This is a genomic window from Roseovarius sp. THAF8 (assembly GCF_009363735.1).
GTDB lineage: Bacteria > Pseudomonadota > Alphaproteobacteria > Rhodobacterales > Rhodobacteraceae > Roseovarius.
In genome coordinates this window covers 3,833,722-3,853,903 of record NZ_CP045410.1, presented here as the reverse complement: position 1 = coordinate 3,853,903, position 20,182 = coordinate 3,833,722, and the positions used below count along the sequence as shown (strand labels likewise).

The 20,182-nt window shown below is 66.9% G+C and carries 17 protein-coding genes; 2 read left to right on the top strand and 15 right to left on the bottom strand.

Annotation, left to right across the window (positions count from 1 at the left end):
• Positions 1–45: 45 nt before the first annotated feature.
• Entirely contained in the window at positions 46–1,656 is a 1,611-nt protein-coding gene (locus FIU85_RS18880; RefSeq protein ID WP_254701665.1) for a chloride channel protein, read from the bottom strand.
• Positions 1,657–1,845: 189 nt separating this feature from the next.
• Here FIU85_RS18880 and FIU85_RS18875 point away from each other — a divergent pair, with 189 nt between their 5' ends.
• Positions 1,846–3,222, top strand: coding sequence for an FAD-binding oxidoreductase (locus tag FIU85_RS18875; RefSeq protein WP_152497992.1), 1,377 nt, complete (start codon positions 1,846–1,848; stop codon positions 3,220–3,222).
• 106 nt (positions 3,223–3,328) lie between these two features.
• Here the strand turns inward: FIU85_RS18875 and recN are convergent, their stop codons facing one another.
• The 14 genes from recN to FIU85_RS18805 all read right to left on the bottom strand — a co-directional run bounded on the left by recN (position 3,329) and on the right by FIU85_RS18805 (position 18,736).
• Entirely contained in the window at positions 3,329–4,975 is a 1,647-nt protein-coding gene (gene recN, locus FIU85_RS18870; protein ID WP_152497991.1) for a DNA repair protein RecN, read from the bottom strand.
• Positions 4,976–4,991: 16 nt separating this feature from the next.
• Positions 4,992–5,843, bottom strand: a complete 852-nt coding sequence (locus FIU85_RS18865) for an outer membrane protein assembly factor BamD (protein ID WP_152492883.1) — start codon at positions 5,841–5,843, stop codon at positions 4,992–4,994.
• A 164-nt stretch (positions 5,844–6,007) separates the two neighbouring features.
• Positions 6,008–6,931, bottom strand: coding sequence for a UDP-3-O-acyl-N-acetylglucosamine deacetylase (gene lpxC, locus FIU85_RS18860; RefSeq protein WP_152492884.1), 924 nt, complete (start codon positions 6,929–6,931; stop codon positions 6,008–6,010).
• A gap of 223 nt (positions 6,932–7,154) precedes the next feature.
• A complete protein-coding gene (ftsZ, locus tag FIU85_RS18855; RefSeq protein WP_152497990.1) occupies positions 7,155–8,807 on the bottom strand; it encodes a cell division protein FtsZ in 1,653 nt (550 codons plus the stop codon).
• 179 nt (positions 8,808–8,986) lie between these two features.
• Entirely contained in the window at positions 8,987–10,321 is a 1,335-nt protein-coding gene (ftsA, locus tag FIU85_RS18850) for a cell division protein FtsA (RefSeq protein ID WP_152492886.1), read from the bottom strand.
• A gap of 1 nt (position 10,322) precedes the next feature.
• The gene (locus FIU85_RS18845; protein ID WP_152497989.1) at positions 10,323–11,201 is read right to left on the bottom strand and encodes a cell division protein FtsQ/DivIB; all 879 of its coding nucleotides are present in this window, start codon (positions 11,199–11,201) and stop codon (positions 10,323–10,325) included.
• Positions 11,189–12,067, bottom strand: a complete 879-nt coding sequence (locus tag FIU85_RS18840) for a D-alanine--D-alanine ligase (RefSeq protein ID WP_254702948.1) — start codon at positions 12,065–12,067, stop codon at positions 11,189–11,191. The genes FIU85_RS18845 and FIU85_RS18840 overlap by 13 nt, the downstream gene beginning before the upstream one ends.
• Positions 12,068–12,163: 96 nt before the next feature.
• Positions 12,164–13,096, bottom strand: a complete 933-nt coding sequence (murB, locus tag FIU85_RS18835; RefSeq protein WP_152497987.1) for a UDP-N-acetylmuramate dehydrogenase — start codon at positions 13,094–13,096, stop codon at positions 12,164–12,166.
• 68 nt (positions 13,097–13,164) lie between these two features.
• The gene (locus FIU85_RS18830) at positions 13,165–13,434 is read right to left on the bottom strand and encodes a DUF2484 family protein (protein WP_152492890.1); all 270 of its coding nucleotides are present in this window, start codon (positions 13,432–13,434) and stop codon (positions 13,165–13,167) included.
• A complete protein-coding gene (locus FIU85_RS18825; RefSeq protein ID WP_152497986.1) occupies positions 13,431–13,682 on the bottom strand; it encodes a DUF2484 family protein in 252 nt (83 codons plus the stop codon). The genes FIU85_RS18830 and FIU85_RS18825 overlap by 4 nt, the downstream gene beginning before the upstream one ends.
• Before the next feature lie 97 nt (positions 13,683–13,779).
• Positions 13,780–15,177, bottom strand: a complete 1,398-nt coding sequence (gene murC / locus FIU85_RS18820; protein WP_152494506.1) for a UDP-N-acetylmuramate--L-alanine ligase — start codon at positions 15,175–15,177, stop codon at positions 13,780–13,782.
• Between the two features lie 29 nt (positions 15,178–15,206).
• On the bottom strand, positions 15,207–16,310 hold the full coding sequence (locus FIU85_RS18815; protein WP_152492892.1) for a glycosyltransferase: 1,104 nt from the start codon (positions 16,308–16,310) through the stop codon (positions 15,207–15,209).
• Between the two features lie 208 nt (positions 16,311–16,518).
• Entirely contained in the window at positions 16,519–17,682 is a 1,164-nt protein-coding gene (gene ftsW / locus FIU85_RS18810; protein WP_152492893.1) for a putative lipid II flippase FtsW, read from the bottom strand.
• A 109-nt stretch (positions 17,683–17,791) separates the two neighbouring features.
• The gene (locus tag FIU85_RS18805) at positions 17,792–18,736 is read right to left on the bottom strand and encodes a phytanoyl-CoA dioxygenase family protein (protein WP_152497985.1); all 945 of its coding nucleotides are present in this window, start codon (positions 18,734–18,736) and stop codon (positions 17,792–17,794) included.
• A gap of 127 nt (positions 18,737–18,863) precedes the next feature.
• Between FIU85_RS18805 and FIU85_RS18800 the strand changes: the two genes are divergently transcribed.
• A complete protein-coding gene (locus FIU85_RS18800; RefSeq protein WP_152497984.1) occupies positions 18,864–20,045 on the top strand; it encodes an NAD(P)/FAD-dependent oxidoreductase in 1,182 nt (393 codons plus the stop codon).
• Positions 20,046–20,182: the final 137 nt, after the last annotated feature.

Here is a 20,182-nt window from a genome sequence, read left to right as displayed (position 1 = left end):
CGAAAATTCTTGCCCGGAATTTCCCAAAAATTCCGGCCTCGCCGCTCAGCTATGCTCTTCCGCCGACACCGCCGTCAGCGCGCGGTTATAGGCCTTCAGCGCATCGACATGGAACAGCGCCCCCTGCAATTCGGGCTTGGAATCCTCGCCCGTCAGGGTGACCACCGGGATGAACGCGACGCCCGTACGCTCGAAGATCGGCATCGCCACGTCCAGCGTCGCGTTGGCGTCGATATAGACCCCGTCCTCGATCAGCTCCCAGCACGCGTCCTCGCGCGCGCTCCGCTCGGCGCCGGTCTCGCGCATCACCCGCGCGGCACGGTACATGGTCAGCAGGTACGCATGGGGTCCGGCCGCCAGCCTGACACCCCGCCGCTCCAGCTGCGTCAGGAAGAACGAGTGCCGCACCAGTTTCGACGCAAGCGCCGTGGACATCGACACCGCCACCATCACCGCCAGCCCGGTCTGCCAGTCGCCCGTCAGCTCGAACACGATCAGCGTGGTCGATATGGGTGCGCCCAGAACGGCGGCGGCCACCGCCCCCATCCCGGCCAGCGCATAAAGCGTCGGCGCGCCCGACCATTGCGGCAACAGTGCCGTGGCCACCAGGCCAAAGGCCAGCCCGGTCAGCGCGCCGACCATCAGCGAGGGCGAAAACACCCCGCCGCCCATGCGCCCGCCGATGGTGATCGCCACGGCGACGACCTTGAGGATGCAGAACACCACCGCCTCGTTCCACAGAAGCTTGCCGGTCAGCGCCTTCGAAGTGGTCTCGTACCCCACGCCGATGATATGCGGAAACCCGATGGCCAGAATGCCCAGCATCAGCCCCGCCACCCCGGGGCGCAGCCAGCGCGGCAGACCCGTGCGCGCCTGCACACGGTCGGCGAACCCTTCCGCAAAGAAGATCCCGCGCATCAGGGCAAAGGCCACCACCCCGCACAGCAGCCCCAGGATCAGAAAGGCCGGCAGTTCCACGTAGAACTCCAGCATACTGGCCACGGGCAGCGCGAACTCGGTCACGTCGCCGAATTCCAGCCGGTTGATCACCGTGCCCGCCACCGACGCGATGACGATGGGCGCAAAGGCGTGCAGCGCGAAATGGCGCAGCACCACCTCCAGCGCGAAGAGCGCGCCCGCGATCGGCGCGTTGAACGACGCCGACACCGCCGCCGCCACGGCACAGCCCAGAAGGTCGCGGCCGGTGATCCCGTTGGCATTGATCCGGTTGCTGACCCAAGTCGAGATCACGCCGGCCATGTGCACCACCGGCCCTTCGCGCCCCGACGAGCCGCCCGTGCCCAGCGTGATCAGCGACGCCAGCGCCGAGGCCACGCCGGCCCGCGTCTCGACCCGGCCCTCGTTCAGCGCCGCGCCTTCGATCACGTCGGCCACCGACCGCGCACGGCCATCGGGCGTGTAGCGGTGCAGGAGCGCGCCCACCACCAGCCCCCCGCCCACCGGGATCACCAGAACCCAGTACCAGGGCAGCGTCGACACCCAGCTGTGCATCAGCGACGGATCTTCGGAGCCGTAGAGCAACAATTGCAGCCCGTTGATTCCCTTGCGAAAGAACAGCGCGGCAAAGCCGGCGGCGATCCCGATGCCAAGCGCGATCAACCAGAACTGGAATTGGCTGGGTCCTTTTTCGCGCATAAGGCGCCACGCATTCTGGCTGACCCTGCGCGCGCGCACCGATCCGCGCCGCAAACGGCCCGAACGGGCCCCGTCCTGTGCTCTTTCGCCCTCGCTCACCCCTTCACCCCCTGTCTTGTGACGCAGGGCGCTTCCCTGTCGGAACCGCATCGCTTAGGGTGCGGTTTCACGGGAGTGCAGGGGTTCGACATGGGTATTCGCGACGCCATTTCAGAGTTGTCGCCCGTTTTAGGGCAACGGCTCAGCCTGTCCAAGTCCGATCTGCAAGAGCATGGTCGGAGCGAGACGCATTTCGCGCTCGCCCCGCCCGACGCCGTGGCCTATCCCGAAAGCACCGAGGAGGTGCGCCGGATCGTGCAGGCCTGCGCCCGCCACGGCGTGCCGGTGATCGGCTGGGGCACCGGCACCTCGCTCGAAGGGCAGGCCCAGGCTTTCTCGGGCGGGATCTGCGTCGATTTCCAGCGCATGAACCGCATCCTCGAGGTATCGCAGGGCGACATGGACGTGCGCGTGCAACCCGGCGTGACGCGCGAGGCGCTAAACGAGGAGTTGCGGGCCACGGGCCTCTTCTTTCCAGTCGATCCCGGCGCCAATGCCTCGATCGGCGGCATGACCTCGACCCGCGCCAGCGGCACCACGGCGGTGCGCTACGGCACGATGCGCGACAACGTGCTGGGGCTCGAGGTGGTCACGGCCACCGGCGAGGTCATCCGCACCGGCACCCGCGCCCGCAAATCCTCGGCCGGCTACGACCTGACGGCGCTGTTCGTGGGCTCCGAGGGCACGCTGGGCCTGATCACCGAGATCACCCTGCGCCTGCACGGCACGCCCGAGGCCGTTTCGGCCGCCGTCTGCGCGTTCGATTCCGTGGGCGACGCGGTCGAGGCGGTCATGGCCGCCGTGCAGATGGGCCTGCCGCTCGCGCGGATCGAACTGATGGACACCCAAAGCGTCGAGGCCGTGAACGCCTATTCCGGCGCCGCCCTGCCCGCCTGCCCGCATCTGCTGCTGGAATTCCACGGCTCGGACGCGGGCGTGGCCGAGCAGGCGCAGATGTTCGGCGACCTGGCGCAGGAGTTCGGCGGCAAGGGCTTCGACTGGGCCCGCAAGACCGAGGAGCGCACCGCGCTCTGGGCCATGCGCCACGCCGCCTACCATGCCATCGTCGCCCACCGCCCCGGGACCAAGGCGCTGGTGACGGATATCTGCGTGCCGATCTCGAACCTCGCCCGCGCGCTCGAGGAGACGCGCAGCCATCTTGACGCGCAAGGTATCGAAGGCCCGATCCTGGGCCATGTCGGCGACGGCAATTTCCACGCCATCCTGCAGTTCGACCCCGAGGATGCCGCCGACAAGGCCCGCGTGCTCGAGGCCTCGGAACACCTGGTCGAACTGGCCCTGTCGCTGGGCGGCACCGCGACGGGCGAGCATGGCATCGGCGTGGGCAAGCTGGGCTACATGGAGCGCGAGCATGGCCCCGCCTGGGGCCTCATGCGCACGATCAAGCAGGCGCTCGATCCCGACAACATCATGAATCCCGGCAAGCTGGTGCCGCCCCGGAACTGACGGCGCGGCGCCTGTAACGGCTCGAAGGGGGGCGCTGCCCCCCCACGGCGAACCTGCGGTTCACCGCTCCCCCCGGGATATTTTTGGCCAGAGGAAAAAGGGTGGGTCAGCCCGCCATCAGCGCTTCGGCGGCGGCGCGGGCCTCTTCGGTGATGGTCTCGCCCGACAGCATCCGCGCGATCTCGTCGGTGCGGGCGGGGGCATCGAGGGCCGTGACCGTCGACAGGGTCTGTCCCCTGGTCACGCGCTTTTCGACGCGCCAGTGATGCGCGCCCCGTGCGGCCACCTGCGGCGAATGCGTGACCACCAGCACCTGGTTGTCCGACGCCAGCCCCGCCAGCCGCCGGCCCACCGCATCGGCGGTGGCCCCGCCCACGCCCCGGTCGATCTCGTCGAAGATGAGCGTGAGGCCGCTTTGGCCGCCGGTCAGGCAGACCTTGAGCGCCAGCAGGAACCGGCTCAGCTCCCCGCCCGAGGCGATCTTGCCCAGGGGACCCGCCGGCGCGCCGGGGTTGGTGGCCACGGTGAAGGTCACCGCGTCCTGCCCGGTCTCGCCCGGATCGGTTTGAGTCACCTGCGTGGCAAAGACCGCGCGGTCCATCTTCAGCGGGGCCAGCTCCGCCATCACGGCCTTGTCCAGATTGCCCGCCGCCCTGGTGCGCGCCTCGCTCAGCGCCCCGGCCGCGTCGGCATAGGCCGCATCGGCCTCGGCAACCGCCGCCTGCAACGCCTTGAGATCCGCATCCCCCTGTTCAAGACGTGCGACCTGCGCCCGCACGTCCTCGGCGAAGCCGGCCAGCTCGTCCGGCGCCACGCCGTGCTTGCGCGCCAACGCCCGGATCGCGAACAGCCGTTCCTCGGTCTCTTCCAGTTCCAGCGGGTTGAAGGTGAGCGCCTCAAGGCAATCCTCGACGCCGCTGGCGGCCTCGTCCAGCTCGACCATCGCGCGCCCCAATGCCGCCAGCGCCGCTTCCAGGCGGCCCTCGGCCTTTTCGGCCGCGCCCTCCAGCCAGCGCAGCGCGTCCTGCGCCTGTCCTTCCGCGCCGTCGCGCAGGGCGGCCTGCGCCTTGGCGATATCCTCGCGGATGCGTTCGGATTGCTGCATCAGGCGGCGGCGCGTGTCCAGCTCCGCCTCCTCGCCCGGCTGGGGCGACAGCGCATCCAGCTCCTCGACCGCGTGGCGCAGGAACTCTTCCTCGGCGCGCATCTCGGCCAGCTTGGCCTCGGCCTCGCGCAATACCTTGCGCGCAGCACTACGCGCCTTCCACGCGCCCCGCACCGTGTCGCGCTGCCCTGCCAGCCCGCCGAACTCATCGAGCAGGTCCCGGTGCCCCTTCGGGTCCAGCAGGCCCCGGTCGTCATGCTGTCCGTGCAGTTCCACCAGCGTGTCCGACAGCGCCCGCAGCACATCCCCCGAACAGCGCCGGTCATTGACCCAGGCGGTCTTGCGCCCGTCGCAGGTGTTGACCCGGCGCAAGAGCAGCGTGTCCTCCACCGGCAGCCCTGCTTCCTCCAGCACGGCCCGCGCCGCGTGCCCTTGGGGCAGATCGAACTCGGCCACCACCTCACCCTGCCCGGCCCCCTGCCGCACCAACTCCGCCCGGCCGCGCCAGCCCAGCACGAAGCCCAGCGAGTCGAGCAGGATCGACTTGCCCGCCCCGGTCTCGCCAGTCAGCACGTTCAGGCCGGGCTGAAACGCCAGGTCCAGCCGGTCGATGATCAGAATGTCGCGAATCTCCAGCGCACGGAGCATTCATGGCCCCCGGGCGTTACAACCAGCGGCCGAGGATCGTCTGCCGATAGACCTGGTTCAGCCAGCTGTCGCCCACCGCTTCCAGTGTCAGCCCCTGCCCGGTCAACAGCTTGTAGCTGTCCTCGTACCATTCGGTGCTCTTGAAGTTGTGGCCCAGGATCGCCCCCGCCGTGCGCGCCTCGTTCGTCAGGCCCAGCGACAGGTACGCCTCGACCAGCCTGTGCAGCGCCTCGGCGGTGTGGGTCGTGGTCTGGAAGTCCTCCACCACCACGCGGAAGCGGTTGATGGCCGAGGTAAAGTGATCGCGCCGCAGGTAATAGCGCCCGATCTCCATTTCCTTGGCCGCCAGATGGTCGAAAGCCAGGTCGAATTTCAGGATCGCCGAGCTGGTGTATTCGCTGTCCGGATACTGCTCGATCACCTCCCGCAGCGCCTGCAGGGCCTGGAAGGTCAGGCCCTGGTCGCGGCCCACCTCGTCGATCTGGTCGTAATAGCTGAGCGCCAGCAGGTACTGCGCATAGGCCGCGTCGCCATCGGCGGGATAGAAATCGAGGAACCGTTGCGCCGCCGAGCGGCTGTTCTCGTAATCCTCGTCCCGGTGATAGGCGAAGGCCTGCATGATGACGGCCCGTTTCGCCCATTCCGAATAAGGGTACAGACGCTCGACCTCGCCGAACACCTTGGCCGCCAATTCGGGATCGCCGCGGGCCAGGTCATACTCGGCCCGGCCATAGATCTGTTCTGCGGTGAACTGTTCGTAATCGACTGTGTCGCGCTCGATGCGCGCATTGATGCCGCCACAGCCCGCCAGCATCGTCGAGGCCAAAAGCGCCGCCGCCAAACCGATCCCGATTCTGCCGCCTGTCATGCTCGCCCGTTCCCTCAAAAATCTTTGCCCAACGCGTATACGGGCCCGAAAGCCGCGCTGACCCCACGGCATGGTATCCGCGACGTCACGTGGGTCCTAGCACATAATTTTCCGGTGCAAAACGCCTTTGGACCGATTGTTTGGCACAAACCCGACGCCTGTTGTCAGGCGACCTCAGGGATTTCCGCCCAGTGCACGCCGGCGCCCGGCAGACGCGCCGCGACAGCGGCGGTGCAGGTCACGATTTCAAAGGCGTCGGGCCGGGCAAAGAGGGTGCGCAAGAGATCGTTCGTGACCGCGTGGCCGGCGCGCTCGCCCCGGTAATGGCCCAGGATCGGCAGTCCCGCCAGCGCAAGGTCGCCAAGCGCATCCAGCATCTTGTGCCGCACCGGCTCGTCCGGCTGGCGCAGGCCGCCGGGGCTCAGCACATGCTCGCCATCGAACACCACAGCGTTGACGCCGGGCTCTCCGCCAAGCGCCAGGCCATTGGCCTGCATCGCATCCACATCCGCCTTGCGGCAGAATGTGCGCGCGGTGGACAATTCCCGCACGAAGCTGCCATTCGCCATGTTCAGCGTTTTCTTCTGATACCCGATCGCCGCATCCTCGAACTCGATCGCGAACTCGATCAGCAGCGTGTCGTGCGGCGCAAGGCTGGCGCGTGCATCGCCCTTGCGAACCTCGACGGGCTTGAGCACCTTCAGCGCCCGGACCGGGGCATGCTGGCGCCGCAGACCGGCCGACAGGATGCCGTGCACGAACTGCGCGGAACTGCCATCCAGGATCGGGACTTCGGGGCCGTTGACCTCGATCACGGCATTGTGCACGCCGCAGCCGGACAACGCCGCCATGATGTGCTCGACCGTCGACACGCTCACGCCCGCCGCGTTCTGCAGCAGCGTGCACAGCGGCGACTGGTTCACGAAATCCCAGCGGGCCGGGATCTCGCAATGGTGCAAGTCGCAGTCCAGACGACGAAAGACGATGCCGCGGTTCGCGGGGGCCGGCAAGATGGTAAGTCGCGCCGCTTCGCCCGAGTGAAGGCCGACGCCATCGAAGGATACCGGAGTTCTGACCGTATTCTGCACGTTAGATCCTCAGGCCGTAAACCGGCTCGTTTTATTCAACTGCGACACATCTATTTCGCGCGGCACCATTGCTCAATTCACTCTTTGCAACGCGCTGAAACATCATTGTTTCCAGGCTTGGCGGATTATTGCCGAAATGGGCCCAATCCCTCTCAAGTCTCTGAAGCAAAAGAAAAAGGGCCGCGCGAAGCGGCCCTCTCAACATGGTTAATTGTTGTCCGGATCAGTTCGCCTGACGCCGCAGGAAGGCGGGGATTTCGATCTGGTCGTCCTCTTCCTCGCGCTCGTCGCGCACCTCGGGCTGAGGCGCCGCGGCCTGCATCGGGGGCTGCTGGCGCACCGTGCGCTGCTGCGGCGCGGCGGCTTCCGTGCCATGTCCCGTCATCCGGTTGATCAGCGAGTTGATGCCAAAACGCGGCTTCTCCCCGCCGGCATCGTGCGCGCGCGCTGCCGGTGCCTCGGGGGCGGGGCGCTGCTGCGGACGGTTGGCGCTGCCCGGCGTGCGATGCACGGCAGCCTGCAGGCGGGCCAGCGCGTCCTGCGACGGCGTGCCCGGTGCGGGTGCCTTGGGCGCCACGAAGCTCTCGGCAGGCTCCTCGGCCTCGGCCACGAAGGTCTCGGGCTCGGGCCGCGGCGTGTAGGCCGGGGCCGGCACCGCATCCTCGGCGCTCTCGCTTTCGAAGATGTCTTCCATCTGCTCTTCCGCGGCGGCGCGTTGCGCATCGAACGCATTGAACAGGCTGGGTTCCTCCGCGGCCTCGATGCTGGCGGCGGCCACTTCCGGCTCTGCCGCCGGTTGCGCCGGCTCTTCGAACGTGTGGGCTTCGACCTCGACCTCTTCGGCCGTTTTCAGCGGCTCGGCGAGCGAGCGGCGCGGCACCGGCATTTCGCGGCTTTCGTCGCTGGCGTCGATGCCGGTCGCCACGACCGACACGCGCATGAAGCCCTCCATCGTCGGGTCCAACGTGCTGCCCACGATGATGTTGGCGTCTGCGTCCACTTCCTCGCGGATACGGTTCGCGGCCTCGTCCAATTCGAACAGCGTCAGGTCGTGCCCGCCGGTGATGTTGATCAGGACGCCCTTCGCGCCGCGCAGGCTGATCTCGTCCAGCAGCGGGTTCGCGATGGCCTTCTCGGCGGCCTGGATCGCGCGTTCTTCGCCGTCGTCCTCGCCGGTGCCCATCATCGCCTTGCCCATCTCGTCCATCACCGCGCGCACGTCGGCGAAATCGAGGTTGATCAGGCCCGGACGCACCATCAGGTCGGTCACGCCCTTCACACCCTGGTAGAGCACGTCATCGGCCATCGAGAACGCCTCGGTAAAGGTCGTCTTCTCGTTCGCCAGCCGGAACAGGTTCTGGTTCGGAATGATGATCAGCGTGTCGACCATCTTTTGCAGGCTGTCCACGCCTTCCTCGGCCTGGCGCATCCGCTTGGCGCCTTCGAACTGGAAAGGTTTCGTGACGACACCGACGGTTAGCACGCCAAGTTCACGCGCTGCCTGAGCGATGATCGGGGCCGCGCCGGTGCCCGTGCCGCCGCCCATGCCGGCGGTGATGAAGCACATATGCGCCCCGGCCAGCTGGTCGACGATCTGCTCGATATTCTCTTCCGCGGCGGCGGCGCCCACGGCGGCCTTCGCCCCGGCGCCCAGCCCTTCGGTGACTTTCACACCCAGCTGGATCCGGTTCGGCGCGTTGCTTTGGGACAGCGCCTGCGCATCGGTGTTGGCGACGACGAAATCGACGCCTTCCAGCTGTTTCTCGATCATGTTGTTCACGGCGTTGCCGCCTGCCCCGCCGACACCGAAAACGGTGATGCGCGGCTTGAGTTCCTGGTCCTGTCCCTGACCTGGCATGCTGAGGTTAAGTGTCATAGCTCCGCCTTCTTTGCCTGCTGTTATGCCCGCCTTGCGCAGGCTTGATCCGCCTAAATTGCATTAACAGTACCGTCCCGTCGCCGTTACGTCACCCAAAAAACACGAAAACACCACAAAATATGGGTCTTTTTTAGCGGATTCACGCGGGATTTCGCCGAAACCCCCATATTTTGCGATCACCAGTTGTCCTTGAACCATTTCACCGCCCGCTTGAGGGACCGCGCAGGGTAGCGATCCACCGGAATTTCAAAGTCCCACCATTCGTCCTGGGGATTCGCCGCGAACAGGCACATGCCCACCGCGCTGGCAAATCCCGCCCCTGTCGCCGCCTGCGGCAGCCCGTGCACCCGCAGGGGCCGGCCCAGCCGCACCTGTTGTCCCAGGATGCGCGTCGCCAGCCCGTCAAGGCCGGGGATTTGGCTGCCCCCGCCGGTCAGCACGATCTGCTGGCTCGGCAGGTGCTGGAATCCGGCCGCATCCAGCCGGGCCCGCACCTCTTCCAGGATCTCCTCGACCCGCGGGCGCATGATGCCGATCAGTTCCGCCCGGCTCACCGTGCGCCGGTCATGTTCCCAGTCGCCGGTCTCGCCGCCGATCTCGATCATCTCGCGGTCGTCCATGCCCGTGGCCACGACGCCGCCATAGAAGGTCTTGATCCGCTCCGCCGTGGCGTGCGGCACCTGCAACCCCATCGAGATGTCGCCGGTGACGTGCTCGCCCCCGATCCTAACGGTGTCGGCATAGATCATGTGCTTCTTCATGAAGATCGACACGCCGGCGCTGCCGCCACCCATGTCGATGCAGGCGGCACCCAGCTCCTGCTCGTCCTCCACCAGCGCCGAGATGCCCGACACGTAAGCCGAGCTTGCCAGCCCCGCCAGTTCCAGGTCGCAGCGCTTGACGCAATGCGCCAGGTTCTGGATCGCCGCCCCGTCGACCGTCAGCATGTGCATGTCCACCGCCAGGTCCTGCCCCAGTTGCCCGCGCGGATCGCTCAGCCCCGAGCGGTGGTCCAGCGCGAAATTCACCGGCTGGGCGTGCAGCACCTCGCGGCCCTCGCCGAAATCGGGCACGTCGCAGGACGACAGCACCCGGCTGATGTCCTGCTCGGACACGGTGCTGGCCTCCAGCTCCACCTGCCCCGCCAGGCCATAGCTGCGCGGCTCGGCCCCCGAGAAGCACGCGATCACGTGATCGACCCGGATATTGGCCATCTTCTGCGCCGCCTGCAGGGCCGTGCGGATGGCGCGCTCGGTCTCGGCCATCGTCGTGATCTCGCCGTATCGCACGCCGCGCGACCGCGTGGTCGCAGCCCCGATCACCCGGAACCCGGCCTGGCCCGCCAGCGCGCCCACGCCCTCGGTCTCGCGCAGCCGGTCGCTGCCGTCGAAGCGCAGCACGAGGCAGGCGATCTTGGAGGTGCCCACGTCCAGAACCGCCACGACACCGCGCTGCATCGCCGCCCGGCGCATGTTCCGCATCGCCCTTTGCGATTCATAAAGCTCGATCATCTCATTCCGCCCCTACGGTCATATTTGTCACGCGCCACCACTCGGACACCGCGTTTTCGTTCATTCTTATGGTCGGCCGGGACGCCAGGCGCATGTCCACCGCCGCAAGGTCGCGCTCCAGCATGTCCTGCACCTCGGCCAGCACGATCACGCGCTCCAGCGCGCGCACCGGGTCGGTTTCCGGCAGAAGGATGCGCTGGCCGCGGTCCAGCACCACGTCCCAGCGGCGCTCGCCCATGCGCACCAGCCCGCGCAGCCGCGAGCTCAGCGGCGCCGCCGCCTGCAGGATCGCCATCGCCTCGGGCACCGCCCGGGTCGCGCCCTTGCCGGCAATCACCGGCAGGTCGGCGCGGTCCGCCCGATGCGCGATATCGCCGATCACCACGCCTTCGATGTCCACCACGCCCAGCCCGTCGCGCGACCGCCAGACGGCCACCGGCTGACGCTCTTCCACCTGCGCCACCAGCACCCCGCCCTGGCGCACCCGCACCGATGCGCTGGCAACGGCGGGCAGCCCCGCGATCGACAGCCGCACCGCATCGAGGTCGATGTCAAAGGAACTGGCCGGCAGGTCGTGCGGGAATATCTCGCGGATATCCTCCTCGACCGTGGCGCTGGCGCCTTCCACGGCCAGCAGGTTGACCATGAATTCGGGCCGGGTCTCGACCTGCTCGCGAAGATCGGCCACCGCCAGCACGATCGCCTCGCGCCGCTCGGGGTTGGAAAAATACGCCGTGGCCAGACCGACGGTCAGGCATAAAGGCACCCCCACCCGCAACAGCTTGCGAAAGAGCGGCGTCAGCATCAGCCGCTGATAGCGGTAAGACCACCGCGACGGCGCCGGATCGGCCCTGGGCTCCAGTCGTTTCACCTGTTGCATGACGCGTCCTTGACCAGCCAGTCGCACAATTGCGGAAAACTCATGCCCGCCGCCTGGGCCTGTTCGGGGCTCAGCGAGGTGGGCGTCATCCCGGGCTGGGTGTTGGTCTCCAGCAGGATCAGCCCGTCCAGCCCCTTCGCCTCATCCCAGCGGAAATCGGTGCGGCTCAGCCCGCGGCAGCCCAGCACCGCATGGGCACGCAGCGCATAGTCCTCGCAGGCGTCGGCAATGTCTTTCGGAATGTCCGCCGGGATCACGTGGCGCGATCCGCCGGCGGCGTATTTCGCATGATAATCGTACCAGCCGTCGGTGATGATATCCGTCACCCCAAGCGCCTTGTCCCCGATCACGGATGTGGTCAGCTCGCGCCCCGGCGCAAACGCCTCCACCATCACGGTCTGCGGCATGTCCCGCGACAGCTGCGGCGGCGCGTTGGCGGCCTCGTGCACGATATAGACGCCGACGGACGAGCCTTCGTTGTTGGGCTTCACCACGTAGGGCGGCGGCATCACATGCGCCTTTCCCACCTCGTCCTTGTCCACGATGAGGCTCTCGACCACCGGCAGGCCCGCCGCACGGTACGCTGCCTTGGTGCGCTGCTTGTCCAGCGCCAGCGCCGAGGACAGAACGCCCGAATGGGTATAGGGGATCTGCATCCATTCCAGCAGGCCCTGCACGCAGCCATCCTCGCCCCAGCGGCCATGCAGGGCGTTGAACACCACGTCGGGTTTGAGATCGGCCAGAACCACGGCAAGGTCGCGGCCGGCATCGACCTCGACCACCTCATAGCCTGCCTCCCGGAGTGCTGCGGCGCATTCCTGTCCTGACGAGAGAGACACCTCGCGCTCGGCCGAGGGGCCACCCATAATCACCGCAACAGTCGGGGCGTTTCCGCTCGAAGAAACCACCTTACTGCCTCAATGTCCCGGGTCGTTATCGACCCTTGTTTTATTGTGTCCGCCTCAATCCGCGGAAGGGGCCGTTTCGCCGACCCTCATGATTTCCCAATGTAACTCTATTCCGCTGTCTTGGAAAACCTTTTTTCGTACTTCCTCGCCCAAACCTTCCAGGTCCGCCGCCGTGGCGCTCCCGGTGTTGATCAGGAAGTTGGAATGCTTCTCGCTCATCTGCGCCCCGCCCCGCTTGGCGCCACGCATCCCCGCGTTGTCGATCACCTTCCACGCCTTCAGGTCATGGGTGTCGTCGGCCCGCCCGGTGCTGCTGAAACCGGCCGGGTTGCGGAACGTGCTTCCGGCCGTGCGGTCCTTGGTGGGCTGCGTCTCGTCGCGTTTTTTCAACTGCGCGTCCATCCGCGCGGCCAGTTCCTCGGGATCGCCCGCAACCCCCTCGAACGTCGCCCGCGTGATCACCCAGCCCTCGGGCAGATCGGTCTGGCGGTAGCGGAACTTCAGGTCATCGGCGGTCAGCGTCACCACCTCGCCCGCGCGGCTCACTGCCTGCGCTTCCACGAAATAATCGGCCACGTAGCTGCCATAGCATCCCGCGTTCATCCGCACCGCGCCCCCGATGGCGCCGGGAATGGTGCGCAGAAAGGTCAGGTCCACCCCCGCCTCGCCCGCGCGCCGGGCCACATGCGCATCCAGCGCCGCAGCACCCGCGGTCACGCGGGAGCCGTCGACTTCAATGGCATTGAACCCGCGCCCGAGCCGGATCACCACCGCGCGCAAGCCGCCGTCGCGCACGATCAGGTTGCTGCCAACCCCCATGGGAAATACGGGCATGTCCGCTGGCAGGTCACGCAGGAACGCCGCCAGGTCGTCCAGGTCCGCCGGCTGAAACAGCCAGTCCGCCGGCCCGCCCACGCGCAGCCATGTCAGATCGGCCAGCATGCGCTTCTCGCTCAGGCGGCCACGGGGTTCGGGAAGATCACTCATGCGGCCTCTTCTGCCTCAACCCGGCCTGAACCGAAAGACAGCCACCGGCTTTTTCTTGCCGAAAATACTCAATCCCCACCGCGGGCCATGTCACCGTCCACGGCCCGCCGGGCCCAGCGGCCCAGATAGATCACCGGCCAGCGCAAGAGGCTCATGCCCGCCGCCAGCACGAACAACCCCACCCAGGGCCCGTTCTGCCATGTCACGTATCCCAGGATCGGGATGCCCACGGCAATCAGCGCATAGGCCCGCCGCCAGTGGTTGTCACGGCTGGGGATCATCGCCAGCAGGTTTGCGGCCAGCGCCCAGATGCAGGCCAGCACAAGAGACATGCTCATTTCGGAACCTCCGGTTTTTCCCCCATTAGACGCCGCGCGAAGTACCGCAACGGATTGCGAAACATCGACACCAGCGCAAGTGCTGCCAGCGCAGCGGGCAGAACACCGTAATCCCGCCCGATCATCCAGATCAACACCGGCGCCAGCGCCAGAAGCGCGATCCCCGGCGCATACTGGTGCCGCATCGGCAGCATCGCCACCAGCGCCCCGGCGATGACCCAAAGACAGGCCAGAACCACAAGCGTCATGCGCCACCCCCGATGGCGCGCGCCGTTTTCCGCGCGGAAAACGTAACGGAGAATGCGCATTTTCCGGCCCGGAATTTTCGTAAAATTCCGGCCACCGTCACGCCTTCAGCTTTTCGGGCAACCCGTTGGCCCAGCCGCTGATCGTCCCCGCGCCCAGACAGACCACCATGTCGCCCGGTTTCGCCTGTTCGCGCACCAGCCGCACCAAGTCGTCCTCGCCCAGGATCGCCCGAGCGTGTCTGTGGCCATGGGCAATCAGCCCCGCCACAAGATCGTCGCGCGTGGCGCCCTCGATCGGGTCCTCGCCCGCGGCATAGACCTCGGCGATGGCGACCACGTCGGCATCGTTGAAGCATGCGCAGAAATCGTCGAACAGCGAATGCAGACGGCTATAGCGGTGCGGCTGGTGCACCGCGATGATCCGGCCCTTTGTGGCCTGCCGCGCGGCCCTCAGCACCGCGGCAATCTCCACCGGGTGGTGGCCGTAATCATCGATGATCGTCACCCCGTCCACTTCGCCCACGCGGGTGAAGCGGCGGTTCACGCCGCCGAAGGCTGCCAGCGCCTCGCGGATCTCGTCCGTCTTCATGCCCAGGCTGCGCGCCACGGCCACCGCCGACAGCGCGTTCGACACGTTATGATCGCCCGGCATCGGCAAGGTGCAGCCTTCGATCACCTTGTCCTCGGCCTGAAGTGCTACGTCAAAATGCGCCACGCCGGCCTCGTAGGTCAGGTTCATCGCCCGCACATCCGCCTGCGCATTGAAGCCGAATGTGATCACGCGCCGGTCGCTGATCCGGCCGACCAGGGTCTGCACGTCCGGGTCGTCGGTGCAGCAGATCGCCAGGCCGTAGAACGGTATGTTCGACACGAAATCCAGGAACCCCTGGTGCAGCTTTTCCTCGGTCCCCCAATGCTCCATGTGCTCCGGGTCGATATTGGTCACGATGGCAATGGTGGCAGGCAGCCGGTTGAAGGTGCCGTCACTCTCGTCGGCCTCGACCACCATCCATTCGCCCTGCCCCACACGCGCGTTCGAGCCGTAGGCGTGAATGATCCCGCCATTGATCACAGTGGGGTCGTACTTGCCGTGATCCAGCAGGGCGGCGACCATCGTCGTCGTGGTGGTCTTGCCATGGGTTCCGGCCACGGCCACGTTCGATTTCAGCCGCATCAGCTCGGCCAGCATCTCGGCCCGGCGCACCACCGGCAGGCCGCGCCGCCGCGCCTCGTCCAGCTCGGCATTGCCCGGCTTGATCGCGGACGAGATCACCACGACCTGCGCGTCATCCAGGTTCGCGGCCTCCTGCCCTTCGAAAATCGTCGCGCCGGCCTTTTCCAGCCGGTCGGTGATCTTCGATGTCTTCAGGTCCGAGCCCTGCACGGTATAGCCATGGTTGAGCAGCACCTCGGCAATGCCCGACATGCCGATACCCCCGATGCCCACGAAATGGATGGGCCCGACGTCGCCGGGAAGTTTCAATGCCGCGTTCATCGGTTTGGCTCCTTCGAATGAAAGGTCCCTCATGACAGTCTGCTCCGTGCCAGTTCTTCTGTTATATCCGCCAGCGCCTGTGCCGCGTCGGGCATGCCCACGCTCAGCGCCGCCTGTGCCATCTGGCTCGCCCCTTGGGGATTCGTCAGTACCGAGGCTATCTGCTCCGAAAGCGCCTCGACCTCAAGCCGCGATTCCGGGATGACGATCGCGCCCCCGGCCTTGGACAATCCCTTGGCGTTCGCCGCCTGGTGATCTTCCGTCGCGGCGGCGAAGGGGATCAGGATCGCGGGCCGCCCGATGACCGAGATATCGGCCACGCTGCTCGCCCCCGCCCGGCTGATCACCAGCTGCGCCTCGGACATGCGCGCGGGCACGTCGCGGAAAAACGGCTGCACGTCTGCGTCGATCCCGTTCTCGGCATACAGCGTCGCCACCCGCTCGCCATCCTCGTCCCGCGCCTGATGGCTGACGCGGATGTTGCGCAGCACGTCCATCGGCAGGTTCGCAATCGCGGGCGGCACAACGTCGCTCAGGATGCGCGCGCCCTGGCTGCCACCAATGACAAGGATCGACATCGGGTAATCGCCGGGCGGAATATACCCCGCCCCCGCGCGCTCGTGCACCGCCAGCCGCACCGGGTTTCCTACATGCGTGCCCTCCACGCCCTCGGGCAGCGCCGTGGGCCATGTGCCGCACAGAACCCTGTCCACGCGCTTGGCGAAAAGCTTGTTCACCCGCCCCAGCACGCCGTTCTGTTCATGGATCATCCGGGGTCGCCGCAGGATCATTGCCGCACTGAGCGCCGGGATCGTCGGATACCCGCCGAACCCCACCACCACGTCCGGTTTGTCGCGCATCATGCGCACCGTCGCGCCCAGCACCCCGCCCAGGATGTGAAACGGCGCCACCAGCTTGTTGAAGATCCCGCCGCGCGCGAAGGTGGCGCTCGCCACCTGCTCGATCTGGACCGAATGCGGAAAGCCCCCAGTATACCGCGCGCCGCGCGGGTCGGTCGACAGCTTCACCCGCCAGCCCCGCCGCAGCATCGCCTCGGCCAGGCTTTGCGCGGGAAACATGTGCCCGCCCGTGCCACCTGCTGCGATAATGAGAAGAGGCGCGCGGTCGGTCATGCGAGACCTCTGGTTCCATGGGCCGCCCGAACAGCGCCGAAGGCGCCGGGCGTGCGCCGACCCGCCCCCTCGGGGCGGCGCTTGGGTGACGCTACGCCCGCGAATGAGAGTAGCGCGCCAGTGACGACCATAAACCGCGCAAAAAATCCGGTGCAGCGCCACCCCGCGGGTCGGCGCCCGCCCGGCGCGGTCTGCCAGAACCGGCGCATCACCGCCGCGCCCTCAGGATGTCGTTGATCTCGCCCTGCGGACGGCTGCGAGTAAAGGCGAACAGCATTCCCACCGCGATCCCTGTGGCGATCAGCGACGACCCGCCATAGCTGACAAAGGGCAGCGTCATGCCCTTGGCGGGCAACAGCCGCACGGCCACGCCCATGTTGATCATCGCCTGCACGCCGAACATCGCCACAAGCCCCGTGCCCGCCAGCCGGATGAACGGGTCCCGCTCACGCATCAGGCGGCTCAGCGACCGCACCACGATGCTGGCGTATAACACGATGATGGCCAGCACCAGGATCAGGCCGTATTCCTCGGCCGCCACCGCGATGATGAAATCCGTATGCGCGTCGGGCAGCGACCACTTGACCGATCCCTCGCCCACGCCCACGCCGAAGAACCCGCCCTCGCGGATCGCGTTGGTGGCAAAGCCCAGCTGCGTGTTGGGATCCACATCCGGGCTCAGGAAGCCGTCGATCCGCCGCGCGAAGTGTTCCGAGTTGGAATAGGCCAGCGAGCCCGCGAACACCACGACGCCCGCGATCAGCACCAGCAACAGGATCGGCGCGCCGGCCACGAAATACATCACGCCCCAGCCGAACAGCACCAGGCAGGCCTGCCCGAAATCGGGCTGCATCGCCAGCATCAGCACGATGATCACCGCCATGAAAAAGCTCAGCCGCATCCCCGGCGGTCCGTTGATCTCCTTGCTGGCAGCCATCATCCAGGCGGCTACCACCACGAAACCGGGCTTCAGAAACTCCGAGGGCTGCACGCTGGCAAAGCCAAGGCTGTACCACCGCATCGCCCCCTTGCCGAAATCCGTACCGAAGAACGGCAGCATCGCCAGGGCGATGAAGGCAATCACGAACCCCACGACCGACAGCCGCCGCACCAGCAGCGGGCTCATCATCGAGGTCAGCAGCATCGCCGCCAACGCCATGAAGCCGAACGCCGCCTGCCGTTTCACGTAATGGAACTGCTCGAACCCGTTCTTCTCGGCCAGCGGCACCGAGGCCGCCAGCGCCAGCAAAAGCCCGATCCCGAAGAGGATGAGCACGCAGGAAATCGACCACTTGTCGAGGGTCCGCCACCATTTTGGGAGGATCGGTTCGCCGCCCTGCACGGGGGCCGCACCATACACCATGTCTGTCATTTGAATCCGCCGAACACTGCCTCTTGCCCCTCTTTTTCCGGGGGCGTTCGGTCCAGTATAGCAGCAGTTTCGCCCGGTGGGAAGCGTTCTGCGCCCCACCGGGCAGTCTTCAGCCGGTCAGTTTTCCCGAAACCGTGCGGATCGCCTGCGGCGCCTCGCGGTTGGCCAGGAAATCGGGCCGCGGGCCACGGGCCGCATAGGGCCGCGTCAGCGCGTTCGACATCGCGTTGTAGACGAAGAACGCGTTGGCCCGCGGATCGGGCGTGATGTTCCCGTTCGAGCCATGCAGCGTGTTGCAGTCAAAGAAGATCACCGTGCCGGTGTCCCCTTCGGCCGACGCGATGCCGCCCGCCTTTTGCGCCATCCGGTCGATCGTGCCGGGCTGCGGCACGCCCACCTTCTGCTCTTTCAGCGAGGTCTCGTGATTGTCCTCGGGCGTCTCGCCGACGCAGCTGATGAACACGTCCTGCGATCCCGGCACCAGCAACAGCGGACCGTTGTGCGGCCCGTTCGGCGTCAGCAACACCGAGGCCGACACCGCGCGCATCCGCGGCATCCCGTCCTCTGCGTGCCAGGTTTCGAAATCCGAATGCCAGTAGAATTCCTTGCCGGCGAACCCCGGCTTGTAGTTCAGCCGCGACTGGTGCAGGTACACTTCGTCGCCCAGAAGGAACTCGGCCACGCCAGCCAGGCGGCGATCGCAGGCCAGACGGCGGAATGCCTTGGAATGCTCGTCGAGACGAAAGACCGTGCGCACCGCGTCGCTATCGGGCTCGCGAATGAGGTCGTCGTCGGGAATGTCCCCACCGCCCTCGCGCAGCATGTCGGCGGTCTCGGTCAGCACCTTCAGCTCGTCCGCGTCGAACATGTCGCGCCGCACAAGATAGCCGTTCTCGGCATAATGCTCCGCCTCGTCCTTGCCGATCGGCGCGTCCTCGGACCACTCCGACCACAGAACAGGGTCCTTGCGTTCGCTCAGCCGCTCCTCGCCCGGCACACGGGTCGGATACTCGTCCTGAGCAGTCAGCATTTCGTGTCGTGTCTGGATGTTCATGTGACTCCTCCGTTTGTATTGGGTTGCGAGACGTCAACACCCCCCGAAAGCCCAGTGTTCCAATGACAGGAACCGTACAAAGCTACGCCACCTTGACGCCCGCCCGCCGGTGGGGCACGGGAACCGCATGAACGTCACCACCCTGATCCTCGGCGCCGGCGCCGCCGGCATGATGTGCGCGGCCCATGCCGGCCCGGGCACGCTCGTGGTGGATCATGCCAAGGTCCCGGGCGAAAAGATCCGCATTTCCGGCGGCGGGCGCTGCAACTTCACCAACCTCCATACCGCGCCCGCGAACTTCCTCGGGCAGAACCCGCATTTTCACAAATCCGCGCTCAGCCGCTACACCCAGTGGGATTTCATCGACCTCGTCGCCCGCCACGGCATCACCTGGCATGAAAAGACCCTTGGCCAGCTTTTCTGCGACGGCAAATCCCCCCAGATCATCCAGATGCTGCGCGACGAGATGGCGGCGGCGGGCGCCGACCTCTGGCTGCAAACCGCCGTGGGCGAAATCTCCCATGACGGCAGCCGCTTCACCGTCACGCTCGACCGCGAAGGGGCGCGCCACCGCGTCACCGCGCGCAACCTCGTTCTGGCCACAGGCGGCAAGTCCATCCCGGCGATGGGCGCAACAGGCCTCGCCTACGACATCGCCCGCCAGTTCGGCCACGCCGTGACCGACACGCGCCCCGCCCTCGTGCCGCTCACCTTCTCCGACCAGCGCTTCGCCCCCATCTCCGGCGTCGCCGCCCCGGCCCGCGTCACGACAGGCAATACCGGCTTCACCGAGGCCGTCCTCTTCACCCATCGCGGCCTCTCCGGCCCCGCCATCCTGCAAGCCTCCTCCTACTGGCACGAAGGCGACGCCATCACCCTCGACCTCGACCCCGACGCCAGCCTCTACGACACCCTCCGCGCCCAGCGCCAGACCGAGGGCCGCCGCGCCCTCACCACCGTACTCGCCCGCCACCTGCCCGCCCGGCTCGTCGACCATCTCGCCCCCGCGCTCGCCCTCACGGGCAATCTCGCCAGCCAATCCGACGCGCGCTTGACGGAAATCACCAACGCCCTGCGCCACTGGCACCTCAAACCCACCGGCTCCGAAGGCTACCGCACCGCCGAAGTCACCCTGGGCGGCATCGCCACCGACCGCATTTCATCTAAGACCATGCAAAGCCGCGACGTCCCCGGCCTCTACATGATCGGCGAGGCCATCGACGTCACCGGTTGGCTCGGCGGCTACAACTTCCAATGGGCGTGGTCCTCCGGCTGGGCCGCCGGCATCGCCATCGCCGCCACAGCCTGACCTTCTCTTCATCCGGCCAAAAGACTTCCTCTGGCCAAAAACCGTTCTCTTCCTCTGGCCAAATTGACCTCATCTTCCTCTGGCTAGAAGTATCCCGGGGAGCGCGAGGGGCTGGCCCCTCGCCTGCGCAGCCCTTC

What these genes read in the sequence shown, in the direction of transcription:
- FIU85_RS18880 (WP_254701665.1), bottom strand. Translation starts at nt 1,656, where the DNA reads ATGCGCGAAAAAGGACCCAGCCAATTCCAGTTCTGGTTGATCGCGCTT.
- FIU85_RS18875 (WP_152497992.1), top strand. Translation starts at nt 1,846, where the DNA reads ATGGGTATTCGCGACGCCATTTCAGAGTTGTCGCCCGTTTTAGGGCAA.
- recN (WP_152497991.1), bottom strand. Translation starts at nt 4,975, where the DNA reads ATGCTCCGTGCGCTGGAGATTCGCGACATTCTGATCATCGACCGGCTG.
- FIU85_RS18865 (WP_152492883.1), bottom strand. Translation starts at nt 5,843, where the DNA reads ATGACAGGCGGCAGAATCGGGATCGGTTTGGCGGCGGCGCTTTTGGCC.
- ftsZ (WP_152497990.1), bottom strand. Translation starts at nt 8,807, where the DNA reads ATGACACTTAACCTCAGCATGCCAGGTCAGGGACAGGACCAGGAACTC.
- ftsA (WP_152492886.1), bottom strand. Translation starts at nt 10,321, where the DNA reads ATGATCGAGCTTTATGAATCGCAAAGGGCGATGCGGAACATGCGCCGG.
- FIU85_RS18845 (WP_152497989.1), bottom strand. Translation starts at nt 11,201, where the DNA reads ATGCAACAGGTGAAACGACTGGAGCCCAGGGCCGATCCGGCGCCGTCG.
- FIU85_RS18840 (WP_254702948.1), bottom strand. Translation starts at nt 12,067, where the DNA reads ATGGGTGGCCCCTCGGCCGAGCGCGAGGTGTCTCTCTCGTCAGGACAG.
- murB (WP_152497987.1), bottom strand. Translation starts at nt 13,096, where the DNA reads ATGAGTGATCTTCCCGAACCCCGTGGCCGCCTGAGCGAGAAGCGCATG.
- FIU85_RS18830 (WP_152492890.1), bottom strand. Translation starts at nt 13,434, where the DNA reads ATGAGCATGTCTCTTGTGCTGGCCTGCATCTGGGCGCTGGCCGCAAAC.
- FIU85_RS18825 (WP_152497986.1), bottom strand. Translation starts at nt 13,682, where the DNA reads ATGACGCTTGTGGTTCTGGCCTGTCTTTGGGTCATCGCCGGGGCGCTG.
- murC (WP_152494506.1), bottom strand. Translation starts at nt 15,177, where the DNA reads ATGAACGCGGCATTGAAACTTCCCGGCGACGTCGGGCCCATCCATTTC.
- FIU85_RS18815 (WP_152492892.1), bottom strand. Translation starts at nt 16,310, where the DNA reads ATGACCGACCGCGCGCCTCTTCTCATTATCGCAGCAGGTGGCACGGGC.
- ftsW (WP_152492893.1), bottom strand. Translation starts at nt 17,682, where the DNA reads ATGACAGACATGGTGTATGGTGCGGCCCCCGTGCAGGGCGGCGAACCG.
- FIU85_RS18805 (WP_152497985.1), bottom strand. Translation starts at nt 18,736, where the DNA reads ATGAACATCCAGACACGACACGAAATGCTGACTGCTCAGGACGAGTAT.
- FIU85_RS18800 (WP_152497984.1), top strand. Translation starts at nt 18,864, where the DNA reads ATGAACGTCACCACCCTGATCCTCGGCGCCGGCGCCGCCGGCATGATG.